The following is a 17,211-nucleotide window of genomic DNA, read 5'->3' as shown; positions in this document are numbered from 1 at the left end:
CGGGCGAACCCGCCCGGCATAAGCGATTACTGAAGCTTGGCTTTCACGGCCTCCAGGCCAGGTTTACCGTCAATGGTGGTCACGCCAGCGAGCCAGGTATCGAGCACTTGTGGATTCTTTTTCAGCCAGGCCTTGGCGGCCGCGTCAGGCTTCATCTTGTCGTCGAGAATGTTGCCCATCAGTTCGCTTTCCATGTCGACGGTGAACTCCAGGTTCTTCAGCAACTGACCAACGTTGCTGCATTCCTCGGCGTAACCCTTGCGGGTGTTGGTCGCCACGGTTGCAGCACCGAAATCGGGGCCGAAGAAATCATCGCCACCGGTCAGGTATTGAATCTTGAAGCGCTTGTTCATCGGGTGCGGCGCCCAGCCGAGGAAGACCACCGCTGTGTCGCGTTTTTGCGCGCGATCCACCTGCGAGAGCATGCCCGCTTCCGATGATTCGACGACTTTGAAACCGGCGGTCTTCAGGCCGAAGGCGTCCTTGTCGATCATGCTCTGGATCAGACGGTTGCCGTCGTTGCCAGGCTCGATGCCGTAGATCTTGCCGTCGAGCTCTTTCTTGAATTTGGCGATGTCGGCGAAGTCATGCAGACCTTTGTCATACAGGGCTTGCGGCACGGCGAGGGTGTATTTGGCGCCCTTGAGGTTGGTGCGCACGGTTTCCACGGTGCCCGCGTCGCGGTAGGCCTTGATGTCGTTTTCCATGGTCGGCATCCAGTTGCCGAGGAACACGTCCATGTTCTTGCCGTCGGCCAGCGACTTGTAGGTCACGGGCACGGAGATCATGGTGGTCTTGGTTTTGTAGCCGAGGGCGTTGAGCACAACAGAGGTGGTAGCGGTGGTGGCGGTAATGTCGGTCCAGCCGACATCAGAGAAGTTAACGGTACTGCACTGTGCCGGTTCTGCAGCTTGCGCCAGTAACGGCAGACTCAGCATGGCGGCCAACAACAACGACGGGGAACCTTTCATGGATGGACTCCTTGGTGTTTTTTTTGGCAGTGTTCCGACTGTGGACCACCGCACTTATAGGTTGCGGTTGGATGGCGTTCTGGAGACAGCTCTACCACGGCGCCTTGCAATCGAGTCATAACGATCATGTACCAGTGAAAATCTGACGCCTACAGGGGGGGTCGTATCCAGTACAGGGATGGTCGCATCCAGTGTCAGTGACGTCGCTTACAGCTTTTTTCAGCCCCGAATGGCCATCTGAACCGTACAAAAACGGCGAAAAACCGGGGCGAAAACGGCGCGGCGCTGGTGGACATGAGTGCGTCGGTGTCAGACGCCGTGCGTCCGGACAAAAGCCTGATGATGCGGGCATTCCGGCGGATCGCAGCTTGAGCGTAGCAGCTCCGCCAGCGGGCGCTTTTGCGTCCCGGACCGGCATCCTCAGGAGCTCTGCAGCAATGGCTATCAGTGTTTTCGACCTGTTCAAAATCGGCATCGGCCCTTCCAGTTCCCACACCGTCGGACCCATGCGCGCCGCGGCGTTGTTCGTCGAGTCGCTACGGGACAAGCACCAACTGGAACAGGTGCGCCGTATAGAAGTGCAATTGTTCGGGTCGCTGTCTGCTACCGGTATCGGTCACGGCAGCGACAACGCGGTGATCATGGGCTTGATGGGCGAGTGGCCGGACGCAATCGACCCGTCGCAGATCGGCCCGCGCATCCAGGCGCTGCGTGAAACTCATACCCTTCTATTGGATGGTCGTTTGTCGGTGCCGTTTGTCTGGGCGCGGGACATGCGCCTGATCGACGAGAACCTGCCGTTCCACCCCAATGCCATGACGATTGTGGCCGAGGGTGATCACGGCGAACTGCATCGCGACACCTACTATTCGGTGGGCGGTGGTTTTGTCGTCGATCAAGCGCAGGCGTCCAGCGGCGTCGTTGATCTGGATCGCACTGAATTGCCTTATGACTTTTCCAGCGCGGTCGAGTTGCTGGAGTTGTGCAAGCGGAACAATCTTCGCGTCGCTGAATTGATGATGGCCAACGAAAAAGTCTGGCGCAGCGAGGAAGAAATCCGCGCCGGGCTGATGAAGCTGTGGCGGGCGATGCAGGATTGCGTCGAGCAGGGTTTGAAACACGAAGGCATCCTGCCCGGCGGATTGAATGTGCGTCGGCGCGCGGCGAAGTTGCATCGCAGTCTTCAGGAGTTGGGCAAACCCAATGTGATCGGCTCGACGCTGAGCGCGATGGAGTGGGTCAACCTGTTTGCACTGGCTGTTAATGAAGAGAATGCGGCCGGCGGGCGCATGGTCACGGCGCCGACCAATGGCGCTGCGGGAATCATTCCGGCGGTGCTGCACTACTTTATGAAGTTCAGCGAAGCGGTGACGGACGCCAACGTGGTCGACTACTTCCTCGGTGCGGCGGCGGTGGGGATTCTGTGCAAGAAGAATGCTTCGATCTCGGGCGCTGAGGTGGGCTGTCAGGGCGAAGTCGGTTCTGCCTGCGCGATGGCGGCGGCGGGGCTGGCGGAGATTCTTGGCGCTACGCCGGAGCAGTTGTGCAACGCGGCGGAGATTGGCCTGGAACATAACCTTGGGCTGACCTGCGATCCGGTCGGTGGCCTGGTGCAAGTGCCGTGCATCGAGCGCAATGCGATCGCCGCCGTGAAGGCGATCAACGCGGCGCAGATGGCTTTGCGGGGGGATGGTCAGCATTTTATTTCGCTGGACCGGGTGATCCGCACCATGCGTGATACCGGCGCCGACATGCATGACAAATATAAAGAGACATCGCGTGGTGGGTTGGCGGTCAGCGCGGTTGAGTGCTGAGACCGCGTTGCCCCAATCGCGAGCAGGCTCACTCCTACAGGGGAACGCATTCCAATTGTAGGAGTGAGCCTGCTCGCGATAGCGTCAGACCAGTCAAAACTGCTCACCAAGTGAACACGGACAATAAATCACGCCACCTTTTAGCGCGTCGCAAACAGATAAGAGTCTTTCCCACCTGTTACATACGATCCGCGCCCTGACCGTCCGTCACCCGTGCTTGCGGTGACACTCCCCTCAAACCGCGCGCAGGCCAGTTCCCACAAGTGCTACCGATTTGCTCACACGCTGCGGGGCAGGGCTTTCAGCCACGCTGATGGCACTTCGAAATACCTTTTGTCGGACGTCTCGTATAGACACGTCGCGACGTCGTTTTCAGGAGTTATTGAACGGCCATCCAATTTTAGGCATGGCAATTGCTCTGTCATAACAAAGCCCGTCTCCCACGCGAGAACGCTGGCAATAACAAGAGCCTCCGCCTGAGGCCATCACCCGCTTTGTGTGAGGAGATACCGCGATGACGTCGTTCAACTCCGGGGCCCAACCCCAGAACCGTGCGCCTCAATCCATCGGCTTTCTGCTGCTGGACAATTTCACGCTGATTTCTCTGGCCTCCGCAGTAGAACCTCTACGCATGGCCAACCAATTGTCCGGTCGCGAGCTGTATCGCTGGAGCACCCTCACCGTTGATGGTGGCCAAGTGTGGGCCAGTGACGGTCTGCAAATCACTCCCGACGCGTCCATGCACAAAGCGCCACCGCTGGACACCGTGATTGTCTGCGGCGGTATCGGCATTCAGCGTACCGTGACTCGTGAACACGTCTCCTGGCTGCAAAGCCAGGCGCGTCAGTCCAAGCGTCTCGGCGCCGTGTGCACCGGCAGTTGGGCTTTGGCCTGCGCCGGCCTGCTCGACGGTTTCGATTGCAGCGTGCACTGGGAATGTCTGGCGGCGATGCAGGAAGCTTTCCCGCGCGTGGCCATGAGCACGCGTTTGTTTACCCTCGACCGTAATCGTTTCACCAGCTCCGGTGGCACCGCGCCGCTGGACATGATGCTGCACCTGATCAGCCGCGATCATGGTCGCGAGCTGTCCGCCGCGATCTCGGAAATGTTCGTCTACGAACGTATCCGCAATGAACAAGATCACCAGCGTGTGCCGCTCAAGCACATGCTCGGCACCAATCAGCCGAAGCTGCAGGAAATCGTCGCGCTGATGGAAGCCAACCTCGAAGAGCCGATCGACCTCGATGAATTGGCGGTGTACGTCGCTGTGTCGCGTCGACAGCTGGAGCGGTTGTTCCAGAAATACCTGCACTGCTCGCCGTCGCGTTACTACTTGAAGCTGCGCCTGATCCGCGCCCGGCAATTGCTCAAGCAAACGCCGATGTCGATCATCGAAGTGGCGTCGGTGTGTGGTTTCGTCTCGACGCCGCACTTCTCCAAGTGCTACCGCGAATACTTCGGCATTCCGCCGCGTGACGAGCGCGTAGGTTCCAACACCACTCAACAAGTGGCGATGTTGCCGCTGCCGCAGGCCATCGTGATGTCGCCGCTGTCGGGGCCGATGTCGGCGTTGAGTCAGGCGCGTAATGAGTCGACGTTTGCCAGCGTAAGGCTCTGATGAGGATCGTTCCCACGCTCTGCGTGGGAACGCAGCCCGGGACGCTCTGCGTCCCAAGAGGCCGAACGCGGAGCGTCCGTTGAGGCATTCCCACGCGGAGCGTGGGAACGATCAGGTGAGCAACGTCAGGCGCTATGGCTTTGCTGGTAGTCCGCCAATGCCGGCAACAACTGCTTGTCGATCGCCTGCCGCACCGCCGGCTGGATGCTGGCGCCGCTGGTGTACATGTCCTTGACCATCTTGCGCAGTTCAAACGCGCGCACATTATCCAGACCGCGCACCGCGCACTCGCAGGCCTGATCGGCGGTCGTGCCACTGGGTACTTGAATACCCAACGCCTTGAGCTGGCCCAACAAATCTTCCTGATCGATCAAATCGGCATACATCATGACGCGCATCCTTCTTCAATAACGGAGGTCGTGGCTCGATTCTGGTAGCCACGCCGGGGCACGGCAAGGGCGTTTTGTCGCAGTGGCTGCGACGGCTATGAACAGGTCGTTTTCGGCTAACTTGCCGCTCAAGGGAGTGGGCACACTGAACTCAGCTTGCAACACGAAGGTTTGGTCACCCTCGCACGGCAGCTCCTCAACAGTAGCTTGAGCCCCGATCCAGTCACGGCTGGTATCGGGGCTTTTTTTGCCTGCTGAAAAGCAAAGATCGCAGCCTTCGGCAGCTCCTGCATTGGAATGCATTTCCCTGTAGGAGCTGCCGAAGGCTGCGATCTTTTTATGGTCTAGCGCTGCAACACCAGAATCCGCGACAACAACTCATCCCGGTCGACATAGCAACCCTGAAAATGCCGTGCCCCGGTCGCCGGGTCAAACGCATTGCGCGCATGCAAGGTGCGGCGGTTATCGAAGCACCAAAGCTCACCGGGATTGAGCCTTTGCATGAGCCGAAACCGTGGCTCACGGGTCATCGCAATAAACTGCCGATAAGCCCGATACAGCACCGGCATCTGCTCCACCGACGTATCAAATGCGCCGCGCAGAAAGTTCGCCATACGAATCTCCGTCACGCGTCCCAAGGCATCCAACGCAATGATCGGCGCCAGGCAGCGATAGTCGCTGTGGCGGTCCTTGTTGCGAAACTCCACCGGGATTTCACACAAGGCCTGAAACGACGCCGGGTCTTCACTGCGCAACGCATCGGCAATCGCAAAGCCATCGACAAAAATACTCTCGCCACCCTCGGCGGCGTTTACCAGGCAATGCAGAAATTGCAGCCCCGGTTGCAGCTCGCGAGTTGGCAGATCCGTGTGCAAGGGCAGGTTGAAAGCGGTGTAGGCATTGCTGTCGGCATCGGCTTTGGATTGCACGTTGAACAGCACGCCGAAGTTGCTCTCGCGGATGAATGAAATGCGCTGCGCGATGAGTTTCAGCGAGCCGGGTTCAGTGGGCACACCGCGCACCTGCGTCAGGCCAATGTCGCGAATGGCGATCATCCATTGCAGCAGGGTGGCGTTGTCGTTCATCAGTGCCGAATAGTCGAACACCGGCAACTGCAAATCGCTGTGCCACAGGTAAGACTTGGGTTTGCCCGCCAGACGTTCGGCGCGGGAATCATCGTCGTAGGCGTGTGCGCGTAACCAACCGGGATCGAAGCGGCTGAGGTGGCCGTCCTGCCAGTCAATGCGCAGGCAGCCGTCAGTATCGATATGCGCGGCGACAGGCTTGAGGTCTTCAGCGGCGTCGACAATCTCGAACACCTGTTCGCGGGTGACGTTGTAGACGCACTTCGGGCACGGGCAATTGTCCCGCAACCAGACATGGTGAAACGGGCTGACGCGACCGTCAGCCCAGGCGATGGCAACGCGATCCGCCAGGGTCTGCACGCCGCTTAGCGCGCTGATCAACGGATAAGTACGGAAATCGGCAACAGCGGCAGCGGTGTTCATAGCGGCTCCTTGCGATTGATGGATTTACCTTGCAGGTGGCAGCGCGATGACGCGGCCGATGTAAGCGGGAGCGGGCAAGTCTTTCTGCTCGGCGATGATGTCTTGCAGGCGGTTCAAGGTGTCCGGGCTGAACAGCGCCGAGCGCGGGCCGGCGAGGTCGACGTGCAGCAGCATCTGTTCGTTGCCGGCCAGCTCTTGCGCATCACCGACCTTGTGCAGGCTGTGATAGAGGTGCAGACGTTTGCTGTCGTGACCGATGATTTGCGTGTGCACTTCGACCTCGGTGTCGAGCTTCACTTCGTGCAGATAATTGAGGTGCAGTTCGAGGGTGAACAGCGAGTGGCCGCTGGCTTCGCGGTGGTTGCTGTCCATGCCGAGGCGGTCCATCAGGGCGTCGGTGGCGTAGCTGAAAATCAGCAGGTAGAAGGCGTCGCGCAGGTGGCCGTTGTAGTCGACCCAGTCGAGGATGACTTTGGTTTGGTAGGTGGTGAGGTGGGGCATGGTTTGGGTTCCGGCAGTTGGCGGGTCGTTAAGATCAAGAGCTACCCCCTCACCCCAGCCCTATCCCCCAAGGGGGGCGAGGGGGAAAGGGAGCAGATCTTCAAGTCTTTCAAGTCTTGAGTTCGACTCAGTAGTGCAAGTCGGCGTAGCTCGCAAAAACACCACGGTCAGTTCCCTCTCCCCCCGGGAGAGGTCTAGGGTGAGGGCAGCGATGTCATGCCAGACACATCACTCGCTGAAACTCATCCCATGCTTCTCCTTGGTGCTCTTCACCGCCTCCAGCACCGCCAGCAAGCAATCATCACGATAGCGCTCCAGCGCCGAAATGCTGTGACGACCGAGCTGATCACTGGTGCCATCGACCACATCATCAATCAACTTGTCAGTCAGCTCCGGCGCCGGCAGATACGTCCACGGCAACTGCAACGCCGGGCCGAATTGCGACATGAAGTGGCGCATGCCTGCGTCACCCCCAGCCAGCGTGTAAGTGAGGAATGTACCCATGAACGACCAGCGCAACCCGGCGCCAAAACGGATCGCATCATCGATCTCGCCAGTGGTCGCGACACCGTCGTTAACCAAGTGCAATGCCTCACGCCACAGCGCTTCGAGCAAGCGGTCGGCGATAAAACCGGGCACTTCCTTGCGTACGTGCAACGGGCGCATGCCGAGGGACTCATAAACCTTCATGGCCGCCTGCACAGCTTCCGGCGCGGTGTTCTTGCCACCGACCACTTCCACCAGCGGCAACAGATAAACCGGGTTGAACGGGTGGCCGACCACGCAGCGTTCCGGATGCGTCGAACTCTCATAGAACTCGCTCGGTAACAAGCCCGAAGTGCTTGAGCCGATCAACGCATTCGGCTTGGCTGCCGCACTGATTTTGCTGTGCAGATCAAGTTTCAGCTCCAGACGTTCCGGGGCGCTTTCTTGAATGAAGTCGGCATCGCGCACGCATTCTTCGATGGTCGCGACGAAGCGCAGACGATCCTGCGAAGCGCCCGGCGCCAGACCGTTTTTCTCCAGCGCCCCCCAGGCATTGGCCACGCGTTTGCGCAGTGCCGCTTCGGCACCGGGCGCCGGGTCCCAGGCCACCACGTCGAGGCCATGGGCGAGGGCACGGGCCACCCAGCCGCTGCCGATGACACCGCTGCCCAGCGCAGCGAAGGTTTTGATTTCGGTGATAAAGCTCATAGGAATTTTCCCGTGGAAAGTAATCCCTGTAGGAGCTGCCGAAGGCTGCGATCTTTTGATCTTGATCTTGAGAAACAAAATCAAAAGATCGCAGCCTTCGGCAGCTCCTACAGGTGAAATTTGGGGGCAGTTAGAGCCCCGTTTTTTGAGCTGAGGGTTAACCGCGCTGGGTCAGGCCCATCTTTTTGCGGCCCTCTGCCGGGGTCAGCACGCGCGCGCCGAGGCGGCTGAGGATTTCTGTGGCGCGCTCGACCAGTTGGCCATTGGTCGCCAGCACACCTTTGTCCAGCCACAGGTTGTCTTCCAGCCCGACCCGCACGTTGCCGCCGAGCAGCACCGCTTGCGCCGCCATTGGCATCTGCATCCGGCCAATCCCGAACCCGGCCCACACCGCATCCGCCGGCAAGTTATCGACCATGGCTTTCATGGTGGTGGTGTCCGCCGGGGCGCCCCACGGAATGCCCAGGCATAACTGGAACAGCGGGTTATCGAGCAAACCTTCCTTGATCATCTGCTTGGCGAACCACAGATGCCCGGTGTCGAAAATCTCCAGCTCAGCCTTCACGCCCAGCTCGGTGATGCGCTTGGCGCCAGCACGCAGTTGCGCCGGGGTGGAGACGTAAATGGTGTCGCCATCGCCGAAGTTCAGCGTGCCGCAGTCGAGGGTGCAGATTTCCGGCAGCAACTCTTCAACGTGAGCGAGACGGGTCAGCGGGCCAACCAGATCAGTGTTCGGGCCGAACTCCATCGGGTTCTCGCCAGCACCGATCTCCAGGTCGCCGCCCATGCCAGCGGTGAGGTTGACGATGATGTCGACGTCCGCCTCGCGGATGCGCTCCATCACTTCGCGGTACAGCGCCACGTCGCGGCTGAACTTGCCGGTCTGCGGATCGCGCACATGGCAGTGCACGACGGTGGCGCCGGCCTTGGCCGCTTCAACGGCTGCCGCTGCGATCTGTTTCGGGGTGACCGGCACGTGTGGGCTCTTGGCGGTCGTGTCGCCAGCACCGGTGAGTGCGCAGGTGATGATGACGTCGTGGTTCATGGTGCGGTTTCCTTCAGGCGTGATGGGTCTGTCCGCAGCCCTTTTCGGGGCTGCGAAGCATCGGTCAGGGTGAGGGTGGCGGTTATTTGCTGGTCAGCTGGAGGTTTTCAGCGGCCGGTTTGCCATCGAACGTGGTCACACCTTCCAGCCAGCGCTGCTTGTCTTCCGGGTGATCCTTGAGCCATTGCCTGGCCGATTCGAAGGCGTCCTTGTGGTCGAGCAGCGGCTGCATCATCCGGCTCTCGTCCTCGGCGGTGAACGTCAGGTTGGTCAGCAGGCGACCGATGTTCGGGCACTGCTCGGCGTATTTCGGCGAGGTGACGGTCCACACGGTGGCCATGCCTTCATTCGGGCCGAGAGCGTCGTCACTGCCGGTCAGATAGGTCATCTGCACGTTGACGTTCATCGGGTGCGGCGCCCAGCCGAAGAACACCACAGCCTCTTTGCGGCGCACGGCGCGGTCGACGGCAGCGAGCATCCCGGCCTCGCTGGATTCGACCAACTGGAATTTACCGAGGCCGAACTGGTTCTTGGCGATCATCGCCTTGATCTGGGTGTTGGCGCCGGAACCGGGTTCGATGCCGTAGATCTTGCCGCCCAGTTCTTTTTCGAACTTGGCGATGTCGGCGAAGGTTTTCAGGCCTTTGTCCGCCAGGTAAGTCGGCACGGCGAGGGTGGCGCGGGCGTCTTTCAGGCTCGGCGCTTCGAGGACTTTGACCTGATTGGCGTCGACGAACGGGGTAATGGTCTGGGTCATCAACGGGTTCCAGTAACCGAGGAACAGGTCCAGGCGCTGATCGCGGATCCCGGCGAAGATGATTTGCTGGGAGGCGCTGGTTTGTTTGGTGTTGTAGCCGAGGCCGTCGAGCAGGACCTGGGTCATGGCACTGGTGGCGATCACGTCGGTCCAGTTGACCACGCCCATGCGCACGTTCTGGCATGAGGCGGGTTCGGCCGCCATGACGCTGGCGCTGAAGAAAGCGGTACCGCTGAATGCAAGAACACAGCTGCTGATCAGTCGTTTCATGTCGGGTTCCTCGGCAGGTCGTTTATTGTGGTTCCCGGCGTCTGACGCGCCGGTGATGCAAAGTTACGCAGCTATGCCCCCGTAAAAGCGCACTGCGGCGACTGGCATTTGCACTGTAGCGACCTGTGCGCTTGAACGCCGACGACAATCGGCGTATCAACGAGCCACGCTACCCGCCGACCGAGTGCGCACATGTCCCAGGATTTCTATTTCTTGCTGATGCCGGGGTTCTCCGCCATTGGCTTTATCTCTGCAATTGAACCGCTGCGCGTGGCCAACCGTTTTCGTGGCGAGTTGTATCGCTGGCATGTGCTCAGCGCCGACGGCGGGGCGGTGCTGGCGAGCAATGGCATGTCGGTCAACGCCGACGCGGCGCTTGAACCGCTGAAGAAAGGCGCGACGCTGCTGGTGGTGGCCGGGTTTGAACCGCTGAAGTTCGCCACGCCAATCCTTGAACACTGGTTGCGGCGGCTGGACAACGAAGGCGTGACCCTCGGCGCCATCGACACCGGCAGCTTCGTCCTTGCTGAGGCGGGCCTGCTTGATGGTCATCGCCTGACCCTGCACTGGGAAGCCATCGATGCCTTCAAGGAATCTTATCCACAACTCAGCGTGACCCAGGAGCTGTTCGAGATCGACCGCCGGCGAATCACCTCGGCCGGCGGTACGGCTTCTATCGATCTAATGCTCGATCTGATCGCCCAGGCCCATGGGCCGCAACTGGCGATTCAGGTCAGCGAGCAGTTTGTGCTGGGGCGCATTCGTCCACGCAAAGACCACCAGCGCATGGAAGTCGCCACGCGTTACGGGATCAATAACAAGAAACTGGTACAGGTGATCGGCGAGATGGAGCAGCACAGCGAACCGCCGCTGACTACGCTGCAATTGGCGGAATCGATCAAGGTGACGCGGCGGCAACTGGAGCGCCTGTTCCGGCTGCATTTGAACGATACGCCGAGCAATTTCTATCTGCATCTGCGCCTGGAAAAAGCCCGGCAGCTACTGCGCCAGACCGACATGAGCGTGCTCGAAGTCAGCATCGCCTGCGGCTTCGAATCACCGTCGTACTTCACCCGCAGCTACCGCGCCCGCTTCGCCCGCTGCCCCCGCGAAGACCGCCGAAGCGTTGGGGGGCGGCAGGATGTCGATGTCTCGCCTCCCCAAGACACGCCGATTGCTTAGTGAGTACCGCCAGATCTGAACTGAAGAGCTAGGGCGGCCAGGCTGTCAGCGTTTTTGGTCGTGATAGCGATTTGTGCGGCCAACGCCTGTTCGTCCGGAGAATGAAAGCTGTTCATTGCTCGTTGAGTTAGTTTTGCTACAGCGGCGCGATTCCTTTCTTTCATTTTTGAAACGTCGGGGCCGTTTTTGGCGATCAATGAAGATTTCTGCAGGGCCTTTTCCATATTTGCGTCGATCATCTCTTTTGTATCGTCAGGGGACGAATCGGCAAACAAATACCAGAAGTCTTTTGTGCCGGCATGGACATGACTGAGTTCGTGGAACAGGGTGCCGGCGTTGCGGGGTGGCGATTGTTGGCGGCCCTTGAGATTCAGGTAGATTGTTTCCGAACCTTGGGATTTGAATTTTTTCCGTACTGCTCTTTGATCCGGCTTTAGAGGGTGGTTTGAGGTAAAGACAAAACGATCTGCTTTTCCTTGATCAATCACTGCCCCATGAAGAACTTTTTTTAGTTGTTTGTTGGCTTTGTGTGCGGCGGTTTTGAGGTGTTCTTCATCCAGGTTGTTGCCGTAAATGTGCCGCAACTTTGCCTGAGTTTCGGATGTCAGGTTTTTCCCGGATAAAGCAGATATGGCATTTTTTGTGAAATCGAGCATCGTTGAGTAGTTACTCTCGAACTCCCTTCGCTCGTTTTCAGGCAGATCTTTTGCTCGTCGGTAAAGAATCACATGTCCTGCTTCAGCGTTTGTCCTTTCGTATTCATTGATCGGCTCAACCGGCGAAAGGCCTTGGTCATCCTTGAACCGCAACGGGTTGTTTTGCACCATCCGGTAGCGATTCACGCCGTCAATATCGCCAGCCGGATCCGGATTGATCCACCGCAGTAGCCAGGGTGCGTAATAACGAAGCCCGTAGTAATAAAGCCCCGTGGCATCCTGTTCTTTGCCCGAGTACCGGACGGTCTTGTATTGAGCTTCAGTTTCACTTCGGGCGATCCACCAGGCTGTGCCTCCGAACGCGTAGTAACCCTCTTGGCTAATCACCGCCGCCGCCTCATCCAACTCAAGCGTGCAAGACCCGAGGTGATCGCCAAGGCTGTAGCGGAGCTGATCGCTGGCGATGCCAGCAGGTGGCTTTTCTTTCCAGTGCAGCGCGCGCGCGTTGCAATCTCCAGCGTCCGTCGTCATGACATGGCGCACTTCCACGTCACCCCTGATATGGATCTCCAGCCCCGGCAGATAACGCACTTCACGCGTAGCGGTTGAGGATTTCGTCTTGCGACGTAGAACCTTGCGTAGACGCTGGCCGAGACTGTCGTAACGGTATGACTCATCATCGTCAGGCTCATCTTCTCTGCGGACGTGGACAACCTCGCTAAGTTGGTTGCGACAGTCCCAGTGCAGAACACGCGTCCCCGAGGACAAGGTGAGTAAATTGCCGTTGTTGTCGAAGCTGTTGATGAAGTCCGGTTCTCCCGCGTCCGGTTTGGGCAGACTTCTGTTGCTTGCAGGAGTGGTCACCATTTCACGGGTGTAGCCTCGAAGCCCCTCATGGATCAGGGTCGTTAAGTTTCCCGCCCGATCGTAGGAAAACTTCTGTTTGTAAGTGCTTGACGATTTCGCGCTAATGGCGGGAGCCTGGTGTATGCCGGGTACCAGATTATCGGGAACACATTCACGACCGCAGGCTTCTACCAATTGAGACAGGGAGTCATAGCGATATTGGCTGGTGGCGTCCGTGCGCTGACTTCTAAAGTAGCGGGTTACCGCTACCAAATCCTGGATCTGGCTGATATTGCCGACAGGGTCGTAGCGGTAAACAAGGTTCTGTAAGACATGACCGGTGCGCGCGGACATGAGCTGGATTAACCGATCGCTTTCAGCGTCATATCGACGAGTTGTAACCACCCCGTTTCCTGAGGTCTCAATCTCGATCTGGCCATTGGCGTTGTAACCTCGATGGCTGATCAGAACCGCGTCGGGACACGATGGTCGCCTGAGTTTGATTTGGGCAAACCGGCCTGCAATGTCATAGGTAAAAAGGTGTTGGTTCGCGCGCGCATCCGATTGAATCAGCAGATCGCCTAGCGTGTTAAATGTCCATCGAGTGACGGCAACATCGCTTTCGAGTTTTTTGTCGCGATCCGGTAGTTCTTCGGGCCAGTAGGTAACTGACACGTCGCTTGAGAACTGTCGAGACTCACTGATCTTCGTGCCTACGAGGTTGTAATCATTGAAATGGACACAGCCAGCAGTGTCATCGTGGCGAACCAGTCGGCCACACTGGTTATTCAGCACATAACCAGTGTCGCTGTTGGCGTAAGTCAGCCGTTCCGTAGTAACGGCCGGCTGGTCGATAGGGTGTTCTGCAATGGCAGTCGGACGCAGTTGGCCGTCGTAGTCAATACGACGCTGGTGGCGTCGACCATTCCATTCGAATCGAGGTTCGCTGACGGCGCCCGGCATTGTCGCTTTCCAGCCAGCGTCGACACTGTCGTTCAGCAGTTGCACACCGGAAAGAGAGTGCTGCGTTGTCAGATTTGGAGCGCCCCGCTTCATCCATTGACGCGGGTCCCAGACCGCAGCCAAGTGCCCGTTCGGACCATATACCTGACGGGTAATACGCGGCTCCGGCGTTTCAGCGGGATCGGCGCGGTAATAGGCCACGTTGCGAATCGTCAGACCGCGTGAATCCTGCACGATCAGACTCGGAGTCGCGTGATGAATATTACCGTGTTGGAATGCGGCCATTTGACCAATCCGCGGTGCTGGAAAGTGTCAACGTAGCGCTATTTTCACCAGGTTGACCACTGTCAGAAATTACAGGTGCTGCAATCTCCTTACTTCTTGAGCAACGCTGAGCAGGCAGCTTTATAAGCCTCATGCTGATACTTGTTCAGCGTCCCCGGCAGCTCAAAGTTATGCTTCTTCGCCTGCGCATTGATCGTCTGCGGCGACAACAACGTCACCTCGCAACCATCGAGCAACTGCAAAATCCCCTCAATCTTGAACGTCGTCGGCCCACCGGCAAACTCACCCTTCTTGCTACGCTTCTTGATCGCAATCCGATCAACCGAATTCTCCCGCACAAACGACGCCAGTTGCGCCGCGAACACTTTCACGTTGGCCGCGTCGTCATCGTCTTCGAGGGCGATCTTCTTGGTGGCGAGGGGAGTGTGGCTCAGGGTCGAACCGTCGAGAGCGGCCACGGCGATGATCGCTTCGCTGCCTTTGATTTCGATGCCGCAGATGTTCATGGGGAATTCCTTGAAGTGAGGAGGGCAGCTTACAGCTCTAGCTGATTGGCGGTGATGCCGAACGCCGCTGCAATTTTTTCGCGTGTCGCTTTACGTGGCTTGGACACCGTTTCCTGCTGGGCAAACGCCGGTTGCGAAATGCCCATGCGTTTGGCGACTTCTTCCTGAGTCAGGTTGAGGTGTTCGCGCCAGGCACGGATCGGTGTTGCCCCATCGACCATCCGACTGACGACCTCATGGGGAATCAGGTCGGGCTGCATTTTTTGCGCAACGTACTGCGCGTACGGAATGACCACGAAGGCCGGTTTGCCCTCGGCGTCGTTGATGATTTGGATATCTGTGGATAACTTCATTTTCGGAGAAATATATGTCTTTTATAAGATTTCAGAATCTTTGCTTATATTTCTCGCGAAACCAATCAACAAGGTTTGACGGCTTGTTGCGAGTAGTCAGGATCACTCCTGCCCAATCGACTCCAAAAACTCCGACCGTTCATCACTCATCCTCGCGATGCAGTCATTCTGCGCAATCGTGAACGCCTTGCTCCCCGCCGTCGCCGGGAACGCTTCCACCGCGCAATCCGCATCCCGCGTCTTCAGCCACTGCTGCTGGGCGGTTTTGAGTTTGGCGGTGATATCCGCCAGTTGCGTCGCGTTTTTGCCGTACGCGGTCTGCATGCGTTCGGTCAGGCTGGCGTAGTTGTCCTTGAGCAGGTCTTCGGCGGTGCTGCGGCTGTAGGTCGAGCATTCCAGGGTCTGGACGTCGTTTTCGACGGCGTCGCACGGGTTGTTGTCGGACTCTTCGGCGGCGTGTACGCCGGTCGCAATCAAAGCCAAAGCCAGGAAGATCGATTTCATTGTTGTCGCCGCTCTAATCCAGTGGTGTTTCGAAGATGCCGGAGATTCTGGCTCAAGCTTGCGGGCTTGAACAGGTAGCTGATCGGAGCGTCTGGCGACCCTTTGTCGCGGATTGACGCTTTCGGCAATTCCCCTGTCGTTTTTGCACCCGGTCGCCCCGGCACCGAGGCATATGCTGGCCCCAAAGCGCCGGCAGACGATTCGGCGCATGAATCGCCAATAAGGGGACGCCTGATGAGCCCAGCCGAATTACACGCCGACAGCATCGTTATCGACGGTCTGATCATTGCCAAATGGAACCGCGAGCTGTTCGAAGACATGCGCAAGGGCGGTCTGACGGCAGCCAACTGCACTGTGTCGGTGTGGGAAGGCTTTCAGGCGACCGTGAACAATATTGCTGCCAGCCAGAAGCTGATCCGCGAAAACAGCGACCTGGTCATGCCGGTGCGCACCACCGCCGACATCCGCCGCGCCAAAGAGCAAGGCAAGACCGGCATCCTCTTCGGCTTCCAGAATGCTCACGCGTTTGAAGACCAGATCGGCTATGTCGAAGTGTTCAAGCAGCTCGGCGTCGGCATCGTGCAGATGTGCTACAACACCCAGAACCTGGTCGGCACCGGTTGCTACGAGCGTGACGGCGGCCTCTCGGGCTTCGGTCGCGAAATCGTGGCTGAAATGAACCGTGTTGGCGTCATGTGCGACCTGTCCCACGTCGGTTCCAAGACTTCCGAAGAAGTCATCCTCGAATCGAAAAAACCGGTTTGCTATTCCCACTGCCTGCCGTCGGGTCTCAAAGAGCACCCGCGCAACAAGTCCGATGAGGAACTCAAGTTCATCGCTGATCACGGCGGTTTCGTCGGCGTGACCATGTTCGCGCCGTTCCTCGCCAAGGGCATCGATTCGACCATCGACGATTACGCCGAAGCGATCGAATACGTGATGAACATCGTCGGCGAAGACGCCATCGGCATTGGCACCGACTTCACCCAGGGCCACGGTCAGGACTTCTTTGAATACCTGACCCACGACAAGGGTTACGCCCGCCGTCTGACCAGTTTCGGCAAGATCATCAACCCGCTGGGCATCCGTACCGTCGGCGAGTTCCCGAACCTGACCGAAACCCTGCTCAAGCGCGGCCATTCCGAGCGCGTGGTACGCAAGATCATGGGCGAGAACTGGGTCAACGTCCTCAAAGACGTCTGGGGCGAGTAACGCTTTCTCAAGACCGCCGCCGATCTGCTCCCTCTCCCTCTGGGAGAGGGCTGGGGTGAGGGCCGCGGCCAACACTGAATCTAAAATTTTCTGGAGTTAAGTTTCCATGGCCAAGATCGCCCCGCAATTGCCAATCGAAGTCGACAGCGAGACCGGTGTCTGGACCTCGGACGCCCTGCCAATGCTCTACGTGCCACGTCACTTCTTTGTGAATAACCACATGGGCATCGAAGAGGTTCTGGGCGCTGACGCCTACGCCGAAATCCTCTACAAGGCCGGCTACAAATCCGCCTGGCACTGGTGCGAGAAGGAAGCTGAATGCCACGGCCTGGAAGGCGTCGCGGTGTTCGAGCACTACATGAAGCGTCTGTCGCAACGCGGCTGGGGCCTGTTCAAGATCCAGGACATCGACCTCGACAAAGGCACCGCCAGCGTCAAGCTCGAACACTCGGCGTTCGTCTACGTCTACGGCAAGGTCGGGCGCAAGGTCGACTACATGTTCACCGGTTGGTTTGCCGGGGCCATGGACCAGATTCTGCAAGCACGCGGCAGCAGCATCCGCACCGTCGCCGAGCAAGTCTACGGTGGCTCCGAAGAAGGCCACGACGACGGCCTGTTCACCGTCAAGCCGTTGTAA

The 17,211-nt window shown here is 58.6% G+C and carries 16 protein-coding genes; 5 read left to right on the top strand and 11 right to left on the bottom strand.

Annotated elements, in window-relative coordinates; genetic code table 11:
- Positions 1 to 26: 26 nt before the first annotated feature.
- Positions 27 to 971 (bottom strand): choline ABC transporter substrate-binding protein, encoded by a 945-nt coding sequence (locus tag AC3IUF_RS27590; protein WP_007918300.1) that lies wholly within the window; start codon positions 969 to 971, stop codon positions 27 to 29.
- 437 nt (positions 972 to 1,408) lie between these two features.
- On the opposite strand from AC3IUF_RS27590, the gene AC3IUF_RS27585 reads away from it, so the two are divergent.
- Both AC3IUF_RS27585 and gbdR read left to right on the top strand, forming a co-directional pair.
- On the top strand, positions 1,409 to 2,785 hold the full coding sequence (locus AC3IUF_RS27585; RefSeq protein ID WP_095112759.1) for an L-serine ammonia-lyase: 1,377 nt from the start codon (positions 1,409 to 1,411) through the stop codon (positions 2,783 to 2,785).
- 514 nt (positions 2,786 to 3,299) lie between these two features.
- Positions 3,300 to 4,403 carry a choline metabolism transcriptional regulator GbdR gene (gene gbdR / locus AC3IUF_RS27580; protein ID WP_007949927.1) on the top strand — a complete coding sequence of 368 codons (1,104 nt, stop codon included), beginning with the start codon at positions 3,300 to 3,302 and terminating at the stop codon, positions 4,401 to 4,403.
- Between the two features lie 125 nt (positions 4,404 to 4,528).
- Here the strand turns inward: gbdR and AC3IUF_RS27575 are convergent, their stop codons facing one another.
- The 6 genes from AC3IUF_RS27575 to AC3IUF_RS27550 all read right to left on the bottom strand — a co-directional run bounded on the left by AC3IUF_RS27575 (position 4,529) and on the right by AC3IUF_RS27550 (position 10,067).
- Positions 4,529 to 4,792, bottom strand: a complete 264-nt coding sequence (locus AC3IUF_RS27575; RefSeq protein ID WP_016983943.1) for a hypothetical protein — start codon at positions 4,790 to 4,792, stop codon at positions 4,529 to 4,531.
- A 344-nt stretch (positions 4,793 to 5,136) separates the two neighbouring features.
- Positions 5,137 to 6,300, bottom strand: coding sequence for a gamma-butyrobetaine dioxygenase (locus AC3IUF_RS27570; protein ID WP_489279804.1), 1,164 nt, complete (start codon positions 6,298 to 6,300; stop codon positions 5,137 to 5,139).
- A gap of 24 nt (positions 6,301 to 6,324) precedes the next feature.
- Positions 6,325 to 6,801: a thioesterase family protein gene (locus tag AC3IUF_RS27565; protein ID WP_095112756.1), complete on the bottom strand. Its 477-nt coding sequence runs from the start codon at positions 6,799 to 6,801 to the stop codon at positions 6,325 to 6,327.
- Positions 6,802 to 7,029: 228 nt separating this feature from the next.
- Entirely contained in the window at positions 7,030 to 7,995 is a 966-nt protein-coding gene (locus AC3IUF_RS27560) for an L-carnitine dehydrogenase (protein ID WP_095112755.1), read from the bottom strand.
- 157 nt (positions 7,996 to 8,152) lie between these two features.
- Complete coding sequence (cdhC, locus tag AC3IUF_RS27555; protein WP_016983621.1) at positions 8,153 to 9,040, bottom strand: 3-dehydrocarnitine:acetyl-CoA trimethylamine transferase CdhC; 888 nt, start codon at positions 9,038 to 9,040, stop codon at positions 8,153 to 8,155.
- A gap of 82 nt (positions 9,041 to 9,122) precedes the next feature.
- Complete coding sequence (locus AC3IUF_RS27550) at positions 9,123 to 10,067, bottom strand: choline ABC transporter substrate-binding protein (protein ID WP_489279802.1); 945 nt, start codon at positions 10,065 to 10,067, stop codon at positions 9,123 to 9,125.
- Between the two features lie 192 nt (positions 10,068 to 10,259).
- On the opposite strand from AC3IUF_RS27550, the gene AC3IUF_RS27545 reads away from it, so the two are divergent.
- Complete coding sequence (locus AC3IUF_RS27545) at positions 10,260 to 11,249, top strand: GlxA family transcriptional regulator (RefSeq protein ID WP_489279800.1); 990 nt, start codon at positions 10,260 to 10,262, stop codon at positions 11,247 to 11,249.
- Here the strand turns inward: AC3IUF_RS27545 and AC3IUF_RS27540 are convergent.
- The 4 genes from AC3IUF_RS27540 to AC3IUF_RS27525 form a co-directional block, all read right to left on the bottom strand.
- Positions 11,246 to 13,999, bottom strand: a complete 2,754-nt coding sequence (locus AC3IUF_RS27540; protein ID WP_489279798.1) for an RHS repeat domain-containing protein — start codon at positions 13,997 to 13,999, stop codon at positions 11,246 to 11,248. The two genes, AC3IUF_RS27545 and AC3IUF_RS27540, sit on opposite strands and share 4 nt — an antisense overlap.
- Before the next feature lie 89 nt (positions 14,000 to 14,088).
- Positions 14,089 to 14,505: a DUF3010 family protein gene (locus AC3IUF_RS27535; protein WP_489279796.1), complete on the bottom strand. Its 417-nt coding sequence runs from the start codon at positions 14,503 to 14,505 to the stop codon at positions 14,089 to 14,091.
- Positions 14,506 to 14,534: 29 nt separating this feature from the next.
- A complete protein-coding gene (locus AC3IUF_RS27530; RefSeq protein ID WP_489279795.1) occupies positions 14,535 to 14,858 on the bottom strand; it encodes a helix-turn-helix domain-containing protein in 324 nt (107 codons plus the stop codon).
- Positions 14,859 to 14,960: 102 nt separating this feature from the next.
- Positions 14,961 to 15,362 carry a lysozyme inhibitor LprI family protein gene (locus tag AC3IUF_RS27525; protein WP_447787363.1) on the bottom strand — a complete coding sequence of 134 codons (402 nt, stop codon included), beginning with the start codon at positions 15,360 to 15,362 and terminating at the stop codon, positions 14,961 to 14,963.
- A 234-nt stretch (positions 15,363 to 15,596) separates the two neighbouring features.
- Between AC3IUF_RS27525 and AC3IUF_RS27520 the strand changes: the two genes are divergently transcribed.
- Complete coding sequence (locus tag AC3IUF_RS27520) at positions 15,597 to 16,574, top strand: dipeptidase (protein ID WP_007911246.1); 978 nt, start codon at positions 15,597 to 15,599, stop codon at positions 16,572 to 16,574.
- 106 nt (positions 16,575 to 16,680) lie between these two features.
- Positions 16,681 to 17,211: a DUF5943 domain-containing protein gene (locus AC3IUF_RS27515; protein WP_007907543.1), complete on the top strand. Its 531-nt coding sequence runs from the start codon at positions 16,681 to 16,683 to the stop codon at positions 17,209 to 17,211.

This window comes from Pseudomonas sp. KH_040, from assembly GCF_057839305.1.
The sequence above is the reverse complement of the archived record's forward strand: the minus strand, read 5'-3'. Positions and strand labels throughout refer to the sequence as shown.